The sequence below is a fragment of the Parafrankia sp. BMG5.11 genome (assembly GCF_004337455.1).
The window spans coordinates 108,838-120,656 of record NZ_SJXI01000013.1 but is presented as its reverse complement, the minus strand read 5'-3'; the positions used below and the strand labels follow the sequence as shown (position 1 = coordinate 120,656).

10 protein-coding genes are annotated in these 11,819 nt (G+C 65.0%); 4 read left to right on the top strand and 6 right to left on the bottom strand.

Annotated features, from left to right (window positions below; all coding sequences use genetic code 11):
• The first annotated feature begins 5 nt into the window (after positions 1-5).
• The 4 genes from E0504_RS07575 (at position 6) to E0504_RS07560 (ending at position 4,672) form a co-directional block, all read left to right on the top strand.
• Positions 6-1,154, top strand: coding sequence for a DUF3089 domain-containing protein (locus E0504_RS07575; protein ID WP_131622675.1), 1,149 nt, complete (start codon positions 6-8; stop codon positions 1,152-1,154).
• Positions 1,151-2,746, top strand: coding sequence for an AMP-binding protein (locus tag E0504_RS07570; RefSeq protein ID WP_207912274.1), 1,596 nt, complete (start codon positions 1,151-1,153; stop codon positions 2,744-2,746). Before E0504_RS07575 ends, E0504_RS07570 begins: the two co-directional genes overlap by 4 nt.
• Before the next feature lie 70 nt (positions 2,747-2,816).
• Complete coding sequence (locus E0504_RS07565; RefSeq protein ID WP_131622673.1) at positions 2,817-3,998, top strand: amidohydrolase family protein; 1,182 nt, start codon at positions 2,817-2,819, stop codon at positions 3,996-3,998.
• 53 nt (positions 3,999-4,051) lie between these two features.
• Positions 4,052-4,672 (top strand): TetR/AcrR family transcriptional regulator, encoded by a 621-nt coding sequence (locus E0504_RS07560; protein ID WP_131622671.1) that lies wholly within the window; start codon positions 4,052-4,054, stop codon positions 4,670-4,672.
• An 8-nt stretch (positions 4,673-4,680) separates the two neighbouring features.
• On the opposite strand, the gene E0504_RS07555 is transcribed toward E0504_RS07560, so the two are convergent.
• From E0504_RS07555 to E0504_RS07530, 6 genes are all read right to left on the bottom strand, one after another.
• Positions 4,681-5,535: a TetR family transcriptional regulator gene (locus tag E0504_RS07555; RefSeq protein ID WP_165938441.1), complete on the bottom strand. Its 855-nt coding sequence runs from the start codon at positions 5,533-5,535 to the stop codon at positions 4,681-4,683.
• 96 nt (positions 5,536-5,631) lie between these two features.
• A complete protein-coding gene (gene eda, locus E0504_RS07550; RefSeq protein WP_131622667.1) occupies positions 5,632-6,249 on the bottom strand; it encodes a bifunctional 4-hydroxy-2-oxoglutarate aldolase/2-dehydro-3-deoxy-phosphogluconate aldolase in 618 nt (205 codons plus the stop codon).
• A 73-nt stretch (positions 6,250-6,322) separates the two neighbouring features.
• Positions 6,323-8,137, bottom strand: a complete 1,815-nt coding sequence (edd, locus tag E0504_RS07545) for a phosphogluconate dehydratase (RefSeq protein WP_131623042.1) — start codon at positions 8,135-8,137, stop codon at positions 6,323-6,325.
• A 5-nt stretch (positions 8,138-8,142) separates the two neighbouring features.
• On the bottom strand, positions 8,143-9,582 hold the full coding sequence (zwf, locus tag E0504_RS07540; protein ID WP_131622666.1) for a glucose-6-phosphate dehydrogenase: 1,440 nt from the start codon (positions 9,580-9,582) through the stop codon (positions 8,143-8,145).
• Between the two features lie 95 nt (positions 9,583-9,677).
• The gene (locus E0504_RS07535; protein WP_207912272.1) at positions 9,678-10,616 is read right to left on the bottom strand and encodes an alpha/beta hydrolase; all 939 of its coding nucleotides are present in this window, start codon (positions 10,614-10,616) and stop codon (positions 9,678-9,680) included.
• Positions 10,613-11,806, bottom strand: a complete 1,194-nt coding sequence (locus tag E0504_RS07530) for a PepSY domain-containing protein (RefSeq protein ID WP_131622664.1) — start codon at positions 11,804-11,806, stop codon at positions 10,613-10,615. The genes E0504_RS07535 and E0504_RS07530 overlap by 4 nt, the downstream gene beginning before the upstream one ends.
• Between the last annotated feature and the right edge of the window lie 13 nt (positions 11,807-11,819).

Below are 11,819 nucleotides of genomic sequence, written 5' to 3'. Positions count from 1 at the left end.
TAACGATGAGCATTACCCTTGCGCTCGCGCTGATGGCCCCTGCGGCGACTGCTTCCGCCAGTCCCGCTCCGGCCCCCAATTACCGGCAGGATGCCGCCTGGCTGTGCCGCCCGGGTCGGACCGATGCCTGCGCGGACAATCAGGACGTGACGTCCGTGGCCACGGACGGCCGGACCCAGGTTGAGCGCTTCAAACAGGCCAATGAGCCGGCCTACGATTGCTTCTATGTATATCCGACGGTCTCGAATGACCCGACGCCCAATAGCGACATGGAGATCGGGCCCGAGGAACGACGCGTGGCCTACGCGCAGGTTGGCCGCTTCACCGGCCAGTGCCGCGTGTTCGCGCCGATGTATCGACAGGTCACGCTGACCGCCCTGCGCTCGGCGATGCAGGGGCAGGCGCTGGCAGCGGACCGGGCGATGCCGCTGGAGGATGTCACCGCAGCGTGGCAGGACTACCTTGCGCGCGACAACCAAGGGCGGGGTGTGGTCCTGATCGGTCATAGCCAGGGATCCGGAGTGCTCAAGGCCCTGATTGCGAAGTCAATCGAGGGGCAACCAGTGCAAAACCAGATCATCTCGGCGATGCTGATCGGCACCAACGTCTCGGTTCCGAAGGACGCGGTGGTCGGCGGTGATCTGAAGCAGATGCCGATTTGCACCAGCGCCAGCCAAAGCGGCTGCGTGGTGAGCTACGTCACCTTCCGCAAGGACGCGCCGCCGCCCGCGAATAGCCGCTTCGGCAAGAGCCCGGGCGAGGGTCTCAGGGTCGCTTGCACCAACCCCGCCGACCTCACCGGCCAGCGCGCGGTGAGCGATGCGATTTTCACCTCCGGCGGTCCAGGCGATTCCGCACAGCCGATGACGGCCTGGGGCGAGGGGGTGACTGTCGCCACTCCGTTCGTGCGTACGCCGGGGCTCATTGCCACCGAGTGTGTCTCGCGGGATGGGTTCGATTATCTGGCCGTGACGGTCAACGGCGATCCGGCCGACGCGCGAACCGATACTATAACCGGCGACGTCGTGGCGGGCGGATCGGTGCTCAAGGACTGGGGCTTGCATCTGATCGACATGCCGGTGGTGATGGGAGACCTCTTGCGCTTGGCTGATGCCCAAGCGGATGCGTGGCGGAGACAGCAGGGGGGCAAGTGACCGACACGGCGGTGCCGGCAGCCCCGCCGACAGTCGAAGACCCCGCGCGTATCGCCGAGATGGCTGCGCGGGGGATGCTGGTGTCGTATTGGGCGCGCCAGCGGGGCGATGCTCCCGCGGTTCTCTCGCCGCGCGGAAACCGCACGTATGAAGAGTTGAACGCCAACGCCAACCGGCTGGTCCACCTGCTGCGCGGCGCGGGGCTGACCGCGGGATCACCGGTCGCGCTTCTGTGCGGCAACATTCCCCAGTTCATCGAGACGGTGGTCGCCTGCCAACGCGCAGGCTTCCGCTACACTCCGATCAACTGGCACCTCGCGGCCGATGAAGTCGCCTACATCCTTGATGATTGCGATGCCGAAGCGCTGGTGATCGAAGCGCAGTTCCTGGAAAAGGTCGCCGGGGCGCAGACGCTGCTTCTAAAGGCCCGCTTATGCGTCGGAGGGTCAGCTGAAGGCTTCGCGGACTTCGATCATGGGCTACTGTCGCAAAGTGGCGACGATCCCGCCGATCCGGTTCTCGGGAAGTCGATGCTTTATACGTCGGGCACCACGGGCCGTCCCAAGGGCGTGATCAAGGAGGGCGCACCGATCCTTCTGCCACAAGGCGAAGGCACGCGCGCAAATTACCAAGCCGGCGACGTGCAGTTGCTGTGCGGGCCTGCCTATCATGCGGCGCCGCTGGCTTTCGATATCGCCATCCCGCTCGCATCGGGTGCGGCGGTGTCGATGATGGAGCGCTTTGATCCAGCCCAGGCGCTCGCCCTGATTGCCCGCCAGCGCGTGACTCACAGCCACATGGTGCCCACCATGTTCCAGCGCCTGCTCGCGCTGCCGCCTGAGATCAAGCAACGGGCCGACACCTCTAGTCTGCGGCTTGTGATCCATGGCGCGGCGCCGGTGACGCCTGAAGTGAAACGGGCAATGATCGGCTGGTGGGGGCCGATCTTCTACGAATACTATGCCTCGACCGAAGCGAGCGCCAACATCGGCATCACATCGCAAGAATGGCTGGAGCGACCGGGCAGCGTGGGGCGCTTGCTACCCGAATTCGGCGCATGCGTGCTCGACGAGGAAGGCAAGCCATGCGCCCCGGGGGTGCCGGGACAGGTCAGCTTCCGGCAGCCGGCCACGGGCCGGGTCAGCTACTTCAAGGCGGACGAGAAGAACCGGGAAGTGTTCTCGGGCGATTACTACACCGTGGGGGACATTGGTTATGTCGATCAGGACGGCTACCTGTTCCTGACCGGCCGATCTGCGGAGACGATCATTTCGGGCGGGGTGAACATCTATCCGCAGGAGATCGACAACGCGCTCCAGCGCCATCCAGCGGTGCGGCAAAGCTGCACGGTCGGCGTGCCCAGCGTTGACTGGGGCGAGGATGTCCGGGGGGTTGTTTCGCTCAATCCCGGCTACGAGCCGTCGCAGGAACTGACAGACGCACTAATCGCGATGGCAAGAGATACGCTGGCACCTTACAAAGTTCCTAGAGAAATCGACTACTTGGACGATATCCCCGTCAGCCCTGCAGGCAAGACCGAGCGGCGAAAGGTACGTGAACGCTACTGGCAGGGACGCGCCCGCGCGATTTGATTGAATCTGTTGACACGCGCACCACAAGAGTAGAGCATCGCAGCCTGTTCAGACGTCGAGGAGAGTTGCGATGACGTACGCCGCGGGCCGGGTGATCCATGATGCCGACAGCCACACTATGGAAACGGGTGACTGGCTGGCTCCGTACCTCGACGCGGATTTGCTGAAGTCGCTGGGCGCGCTCTACGGCGATCCGGAAAGCGGGTCGCGCATCCTCAGCATCATCGACAGCTCGAAAGCCCGCAAGGCCGATCCGGCTGCCGATGCCGAAGCGCGGGCCAATATCATCTCCGGGGCGAAGGGCTGGGCCGGATATGGTGCCTTCGATACCGAGGAGCGAGTGAAGGCGCTCGACTGGCTTGGTTTTGGCTCGCAGTTGGTCTTCCCGACATTCGGCCTCGGACTCGTCCGCCGCGCCCGTGATCAGGACACGCTGTACAAGGCTGCTTATGCGCTTAACTGCGCTCAAGCCGATTTCTGCGCCGCCGATCCGCGACTGGTGTTTGTGGCCTTCATTCCGCTCGACGATCCAGCCAGGGCGCTGGAACTGCTCGGCTCCGCGATCGAGCGCGGGGCGGGGGCGGTTCTCGTCCCCGCGAATGCTCCGGGGGGAGAGCGTTCGCCGGGTCACCCGGATTACGACCCGTTCTGGTCCGCGCTGGTCGAGAACGACATCCCGTTCACGCTGCACATCGGCCCCGGCACGATGACTCAGCCCAAGGCGTTCCATAACAATGGCCGCGCGCGATCGCCCGACCTCCATGGGGGCGGCGAGAACCTGCGTTTCGCCGACTACACCTGCCTGTGGTACGCGCCGCAGATCTTCCTCACCGCGTTGATCTACGACGGAGTGTTCGAGCGCTTCCCGAAGTTGCGCGGAGCGGTGGTTGAATCCGGAGCAGGGTGGGTACCCGATTTCCTGCGCCAGCTCGACTATGCCTATCGCTCGTTCAAGCGGACCGACCCTTACCTGCAGGAACTGACCATGAAGCCGTCGGAGTACATCCGACGCGCGGTCAAGTTCACGCCTTTTCCCGATGAAGACGTCGGGTTGATGATCCGCGACGCCGGGCCGGACCTCTTCATGTTCTCCAGCGATTATCCTCATCCCGAAGGCACCCGCGATCCGCTGGGTAAGTTCGAGCGGACGATGGAAGGGATCGACGAGGACGCGCGCGACCAGTTCTTCCGTCGCAATTACGAGCAGCTGCTCAACATGCCGGGCCCACCGGCCACGTTGGCGGCCGCCTGAACCCGATCCGGCCCCGCATTGCCCGGTCGATTGACTAGGCGTAACGAGGCCGGGTGACCGGGACGCTTTCATCCCCCGCGGCAGCAGCGCCCGTCGCGCGGCGAAAGTCGGCGGACGATCGCCGTTCGGAGATACTCCGCGCGGCGGTCGACCTCATCGTCGAGACGCGTGCGCTTCCCCTGTCGATGAAGGCAGTAGGAGAGCGCATAGGCGCCAGCCGAGCGCTGGTTTACGCTCACTTCTCCGGACCTGACGCTCTCACCGAAGCGATCCTGGTGGACCATTTGGGGCGCCTTGAGAGGACCGGGATCGTGTGTGCAGCTCAGACCGGCGAAGTCACAGATCGCGGCACCCGTGCCGCCGCGCTATACCTCCAGCACGTCGCCGAGCACGGGCCGGTGATCCACGTGATCCTGCGCGATGCACCGCACGGGGTGACGCTATCGCGGTCTGTGACCGCGCCCCGTAACCGTGCGCTCCGGGCGCTGGCACGGGCGGCGCGTGCGCAGCTTCGTCTGTCCAGCGCCGAAGCCATAGTGCTGGTCGAACTGCTGATCGCTGTGCCTGAAGAACTGGGCCGGCTGGTTCATGGCAGGGAACTCGCGCTCGACGATGCATTGGCCATTTGCCAGCGTCTTGTGCGTAGCGGCATCGAGGCGATGCGACCCGGCTGAAGCCCTGATCAGCCCTCTTCCCAGGCCTCGTTGCTGCGCGCGCCCGCGAGGATGATCGCCAACGAGAGCCGTTCGGCCACCGCAAGATCGGTCCGCCCCGAAGCGACTAGACCGCCGGCACGCAATGATACTGCGGCCAAAGCGGCGGTCGAACCGTTGGCGACCGCACGCTTCATCGCAAACTTGCCCGACAGGACCTGCAGGATGGGTTCACGAGCGCGCGCGGTCGCCGAAGCGCGCTCCGCTCGCAGCGCCTCTCGAACGTCGGAATTGCGCAGCAGCATTTGCAGCAAGGGGCCGCGTTCGACCGCCTCGTGCAGATAGCTTACGGTCGAAATGACGATGCGCGCGATGCGGTCGTCCCCGCGGACTACCCGCGACCGGCGCCGCTCTTCAAGAATGCTCAATTCCCGCCGCGTCAGCGAGAGCAGGAGATCAAGGCGCCCCTGAAAGCAGTTATGCGCCTGGGCCTCGCTGATACCCGCTTCGCGCGCCACTGCTTTCAAGGTGACCTTTTGAACGCCGTCGCGCACGGCGATTGCCGCCGCCGTATCGAGCAATTGATCGTGGCGATCGGCCGGCGCCAGCCGGGTTCTTCGCCTGGGGAGCAAGGTCTCGCCATCGCCGACCGAGCTTTCGTCTGGCGCCGTTTGCTGGGCATCCATCGGGGGCCGGGCGCCGCGCTTTGCGATCGGTGTCGCCCAGTAGGACCGGGAGGGGCGCGGAATTCCTAGCCGATCACACAACTTGGCCAATCCATTGGCCGATAGACCGAACTCCTTTGACGCCATGGCGAGCGGCCGAGACCAGACCGCGTCATATACGGCTTCTCGGGAAATCTCTTCTCTGTCTGCGTGGGTCATCGGGTTTCTCGGTTGACCAACACGCTCTAACAGATTGCCCATCGACGACAATGTCCCGCCCTGCGCGGGCGCGACCCTGTTAAAGTAGGTACAAGGCTAAACGTGCCGAAGGCTGGCAGCTTCCCGGGCGAGCTTTTCGATCACCCCGCGATCGGGCGCCCCGGGTGGGGCAACCCAGCTGCCGCCTACGCACAGCACGGATGAGATGGCCAGCCACTGGTCCGCGCTGTCCGCCGTGATGCCCCCGGTCGGGCAAAAACGGCAGTGGGCGAACGGCGCGGCCAACGCCTTCAGCGCCTGCGGTCCGCCCGCTGCCATGGCGGGGAAAAACTTGAAGTGGGTAAGGCCCAGGTCGAGCCCGCGCATGATGTCGCCGGCCGTGGCGACGCCCGGCAAAAATGGCGCGCGAGCGGCGATGGCAGCCTTTGCGAGAGGCTCGGTCAAACCGGGAGCGACGATGAACTCGCTCCCAGCATCGAGGGCGCGCGCCAGCTGCGCTGCGTCAAGTACGGTTCCCGCGCCGAGCAGCGCGCCCGGCACCGACTTCATGGCGCGGATCGCTTCCAGCGCTACCGGCGTCCGCAACGTGACCTCGATCACGGGCAGCCCGCCAGCCACCAGCGCTTCGGCGAGGGGAACCGCATGCGCAAGGTCGTCAATCACCACCACCGGGATAACCGGGGCAGTCCGCATGATCTGGTCGATGGTCAACATCCGCATTTCGCCAATCGATGATCTGTCCAGCCTGCTTTCGGCTTTGCGTCCGGGGGGCTAAGCAAGGTCTTGCTCACAAGCCGGCCGCCGCCAGCATCGCGCTGGCACCGTGTTCGGCAGAGTCGGCACGATCGCGAAACATCGCGAACAGTTCACGGCCGGTCCCGTGCTGATCCTCTCGCATCGCCGCGGCTTCGCGCTCTGTCAGATCCGCGGTGGTCGAAAGGACGCCGGTCTCTGCGCACAGCCGCACGATGTCACCATCGCGCAGCAGGGCCAGCGGACCGCCTCCCAGCGCTTCGGGCGTGCAATGGATCGCGGCAGGCACCTTGCCGCTCGCCCCGCTCATGCGTCCGTCGGTGAGCAGCGCCACGCGATGGCCGCGGTCCTGCAGCAGGCCGAGGACCGGGGTCAGCTTGTGCAGTTCCGGCATGCCGTTGGCGCGGGGGCCCTGAAAGCGGACGACCACTACCACGTCGTGATCCAGTTCGCCCGCTGCGAACGCCTGCGCGACGGCGACCTGGCTGTCGAACACCCGTGCCGGTGCCTCGATCGTCCACCGCGCCTGATCGACCGCGCTGGTCTTGAAAGTTGCGCGGCCCAGGTTGCCCTGAACTAGCCGCATGCCGCCTTCCGGCGCGAACGGCGCAGTCGCTGGCCGCAGGATTGTCTCGTCCCCGCTGGGCCCCGGGTCGCGCCAGGCAAGTTCCTCGCCATCGAGCCAGGGCTCGAGCGTGTAAGCGCCGAGGTCGTCGCCATGCACGGTCATGATGTCGCGGTGGATCAGCCCGGCATCGAGCAGTTCACGGACCACGAAGCCCAGCCCACCAGCGGCCTGGAAGTGGTTCACGTCGTCGGCGCCATTGGGATAGACCCGGGCGATCAGCGGCACCACCTGGCTGAGTTCCGCCATGTCGCTCCAGTCGATCTGCACGCCTGCCGCGCGCGCGAATGCCGGGATGTGAAGCGCGTGATTAGTTGATCCACCAGTGGCCAGCAGGCCAACGGTCGCATTGACGATCGATCTTGCGTCCACACACCTGTATAGGGGGCGGTAGTCGGTGCCGGTGCGGGCGATCGCCGCCAGCCTATGGACCGCGGAGCGCGTAAGCGCCTGCCGTAGCGGTGTCCCTGGATTGATGAAAGCCGATCCGGGAAGCGCGAGGCCCATCAGGTCGAGCATCATCTGATTGGAGTTCGCGGTGCCATAGAACGTGCACACGCCAGGCGAATGATAGCTCGCCGCCTCGCTCTCCAGCAATTCGGCGCGGGTGGCCTTGCCCTCGGCAAAGAGCTGGCGGACCCGCTGCTTTTCCTTGTTGGAGATGCCGGTCGGCATGGCGCCGGCAGACAGGAACATCGTCGGCAGGTAGCCAAACCGCAGCGCGCCGATCAGCAAGCCGGGGACGATCTTGTCGCACATGCCCAGCATGGCCACGCCATCGTACATCGCATGGCTGAGGCTGACCGCCGTGCTGAGCGCGATCAGGTCGCGGCTGAACAGCGACAGCTCCATGCCATCGGTCCCCTGCGTCACCCCATCGCACATCGCCGGGGTCGCGCCCGCCACCTGACAGGTCGCGCCAACCTCGCGTGCCCACACCTTCATCTGCGGGGGATAGGCGCCGAACGGCTGATGCGCGGAGATGGTATCGTTGTAAGCGGTAACGATGCCGATGTTGGGACCGGCGCGGCTGGCGATCGACGGCTTGTCCTCCCCCGTCGCGGCGAACCCGTGTGCCAGGTTTGAGCATCCGAGGGCCATGTTGCGATCCGCGTGCGCTTCGCCCTCCCTTTCCATCAGGTCGATGTAGCGCCGCCGGCTGTCAGCCGACCGCTCGATGATCCGCTGGGTGACGCGGTGGACCGTGTCGTTCAGGTTATTCATGCCGGTCACTCATGCCACGTCACCCCGTCGCGCTCCGCCAGTGCAATGGCTGCGCTCGGACCCCAGTTGCCCGCGCCATAGCTCCTGGGTTCGAGCCCGCTGTCCGCCCACAGCGCCCGGATCGCGTCGACCCAGCCCCATTGCGCTTCCACTTCATCGCGGCGCACGAACAGCGTCTGATCGCCCTCGATCAGGTCGAGCAACAGACGTTCGTACGCGATCCGGTGCACCGCGCCCGCGAGCGCATCGGGCATCGAGATGTCGAGCGGGACGGGACGCAGGCGAATTCCTTCGCGGTCAAGGCCGGGCACCTTGGCCATCAGCGACATGTGAATGTTCTCTTCCGGTTGGATGCCGATAACGAGCTGGTTGGGCTTGGTCTTCGCGCCGCGGCCGGAGAAGATCGAGAACGGCACACAGCGGAACTGGACCACGATCTCGGTCACCCGTTCCGGCAGGCGTTTACCCGTACGCAGATAGAACGGTACGCCCTTCCAGCGCCAGTTATCGACGTGCGCCTTGATCGCGACGAAAGTTTCGGTCGCGCTGTCCTTGCCCAGTTCTTCGTCGTAGCCCGGCACGGCCTCACCGGAGATAGCGCCTGCGCGGTATTGGCCGGTCACGGTCTCGCCTTCCGCCACCTTGCGCAAGGAACGCAGCACTTTCACCTTTTCATCGCGCACCGCGGTGGCGTCGAAGCTGGTCGGGGGCTCCATCGCCACCAGCGCGAGCAGCTGGAGCATGTGGTTCTGCACCATGTCGCGCAGCGCGCCGCTGTCGTCGTAATACGCGACGCGGCTTTCCAGACCGACAGTTTCTGCCACGGTGATCTGCACGTGATCGATGTAATTGGCGTTCCAGATCGGTTCGAACATGATGTTCGCGAACCGCAACGCGAGCAGGTTCTGGACGGTTTCCTTGCCGAGGTAGTGGTCGATGCGGAAAATTCGGTCTTCAGTGAAGGCGGCCGCCACCGCGTCGTTGATCTCGCGGCTGCTCTCCAGGCTGGTACCGAGCGGCTTTTCCAGCCCGATCCGCACGTTGTCGCCGGTGAGACCGGCCGACTGCAAGCCGGCGATGGTCGCCTCGAACAGGCTGGGAGCGGTCGACAGAAAAATCGCCAGCCCCTGCGCCGGCGTGCCCACCTTCTTGGCCAGCGCATCGAACCCTTCGAGGGTGGACGCGTCGAGCGACTGGTAGCTCAAGCGCTCGAGAAACGCCGCCATGCCCCGTCGTCGCCCCTCGGGCAGGTGTTTTTCCAGCGCGGCCCGTGCAAAATCGCGAAATTCGGCATCGCTCATCTGCGACCGCGCAGTCCCGACAATCGTAAGACCCGGCGCGAGCAGCCCGTCCTGGGCCAGCGCGCACAAGGACGGGAGCAACATGCGCTGTGACAGGTCTCCCGTCGCGCCGAAGAGCAGAAGTCGGTCGGCGGTGAACATCATGTGGTCCGTTTTTCCAGATCCCAGACAGCGCAGTCGCCGTAGGATTTACTTCAGGCAATCATGGAGGTTGCCGGGCGATTCCTGATGATGACCGGTTACGAGCACAGTTGTTCCCTCAACCAGTCCGCACTTTCCTGCAAAGCTTGGTCGGCCAGCGCCGAAATGCTGACTGCTTCAAGGAAACTGTGCGTGGCACCCCGATAGACATTGGACACCACAGGAACCCCGGCAAGTTCGAGCCGTCTGGCCATCTCGTGGTTCTCGTCTGCCAAGATATCGCATTCGGCGATGCACAGGAAAGCGGGGGGCAGGCCGGTCAGATCGGCCAGCAATGGCCTTGCAAGCGGGTCGTCCGATCGGTCTTCGCCGCGATAGTTGCGCCAGAAGGCATCCATTTCGGCGGCTTCGAGCATGTAATTCGCGTTGGAGTAGCGGGCATGGCTGCCGCGTACTTCTTCGTCGAAGGCGCCGTAGTTGAGGACCATGCCGCGCGTGAGCGGTTCGCCGCGGTCGCGGGCGCGGATCATGCTGGCGATCGACAGGTTGGCGCCCGCGCTGTCGCCGCCGATGGCAATGCGAGTGCTGTCGAGGCCAGCTTCGGCACCATCGGACATCAGCCACCCCAGCACTTCGCCAATTTCCTCCAGCGCCCTCGGGAAACGAGCTTCGGGTGAGAGGCTGTAGTCTATGCCGACCACCGCACAGCCCGCCCGGCCAGCGTATTCGCGCATCAGGCGATCGTGGGTGTCGAGGCTGAAAGTCGTCCATCCGCCGCCGTGCAGGTACACCAGCGCAGGCAGCATTTCGGTTGCCGCCGGACGGTGTATCCGCACGCGCACCTTGGAGGGGCCGGCGAGCCGTTGCTCGGTTGCGGCCATCACGGGTCCGCCCTCGCGCCATGGTGCGCGGACGATTTCAGCCGCGGCCCGTTGGCTGGCCAAATCAGTCGCGCCGTCGCCGAGCACTTCGGTATAGCGCTGGCTGACGAGGCGCACGAACTCGCGCACGTCCGGATCGATGTCATCCCCGTTCAAGCTGCAGCCTTTCTGCGATGGGCACGCCGGGCCGCTACTCGCGACTTGCGCTTCTTCCACCAGATGTAGAGTCCGGTCAGCGATTGCAAAAGCGTGGCCAGTCCCAGCACGAACACCAGTGCGACAGTGACCGGTCCGAAAATCTCCCCGCTGTGAAGCGGATAGACCACCCTGATCGCCTTGAGGCCCATCGTGTCGGTGTACGGGTCAACCTCGTGACGGTAAGCGCCGGTGTCGGCGTCGACGTAGTAATCGACCGGTCCCAAGTTCGAGTAATCGAGCACTCCATCGGGTGAGAACTTGACCCCGTAGAAGTTCCAATCTGGCAGATAGAGCATGGTGGCTGGCTGCCACTCCAGTCCGGTCCGATCCGCATGCGCTTGGGCTGCGGCGAGCCCCTCAGCCAGAGTCAGCCTGGGATCGGCGGGGTTCCGCGGCGGAGGGTCGCTGTCGAACAGATCATGTTCGAGTGGCCACATCTTCGTCACCGCCGGCGCGTAGAACTCTCCAAAGAAGTTCAGCGCGGCGGAGGTCGCGGCCAGGATCAGCAGGAAGGGAAACAACCACAGCGCGCTTGCCCGATGCAGATCGAGCAGCAAGCGTGGCAGCTTGCTCGACCGACGGAACTGCCAGTTGCGCCACCACGAGCGCCAGAACCCACCGCGCTCTGGAAACGTGAGGTACAAGCCAGCCAGTGACGACAGCAGCCACGCAACGGCGACGACGCCAAGGAACCACCGCCCCGGTGTTCCGGCCACCAAGTCGAAGTGCAGATCGGCCACCCCTTTGATCAGGTGTCGCCGGTCGATCCCGGCGTCGCTGCTTCGCCCGCCGACAAACGCGCCGCTCGCAGGGTCGACGAACACTTCATCGTAAGTCGTCGCCGGTCGGCCCGGCTTGGCTGCGACCGACAGCGTGATCGTGCGTTGCTCGCCGGGATGAAGGGGGAAGCTGAGAATCTGCAGATCGGGATTGGCAGCGGCCCAGCGCGAGACGGCGCGAACGCTCGCTTCAGCGGTCGCGGCGGTGCTTTGCGCATAAAACAGATCGGGGTTCAGGGCGCGGTCGATCGGTCCGCGGAACACCAGCACGCAGCCGGTGAGCGAGGCGATTACCAGGAACGCCAGCGTGGCTAACCCCGTGTATCGGTGGATCTGCAACAGCGCAGCGCGCAACATGTCCGGGTTCATCCTTGTTCCGCGT

Bases quoted from the DNA above. Each gene is read 5' to 3' on its own strand.
- E0504_RS07575 (WP_131622675.1), top strand. From the start codon at position 6: ATGAGCATTACCCTTGCGCTCGCGCTGATGGCCCCTGCGGCGACTGCT.
- E0504_RS07565 (WP_131622673.1), top strand. From the start codon at position 2,817: ATGACGTACGCCGCGGGCCGGGTGATCCATGATGCCGACAGCCACACT.
- E0504_RS07555 (WP_165938441.1), bottom strand. From the start codon at position 5,535: ATGACCCACGCAGACAGAGAAGAGATTTCCCGAGAAGCCGTATATGAC.
- eda (WP_131622667.1), bottom strand. From the start codon at position 6,249: ATGTTGACCATCGACCAGATCATGCGGACTGCCCCGGTTATCCCGGTG.
- edd (WP_131623042.1), bottom strand. From the start codon at position 8,137: ATGAATAACCTGAACGACACGGTCCACCGCGTCACCCAGCGGATCATC.
- zwf (WP_131622666.1), bottom strand. From the start codon at position 9,582: ATGATGTTCACCGCCGACCGACTTCTGCTCTTCGGCGCGACGGGAGAC.
- E0504_RS07530 (WP_131622664.1), bottom strand. From the start codon at position 11,806: ATGAACCCGGACATGTTGCGCGCTGCGCTGTTGCAGATCCACCGATAC.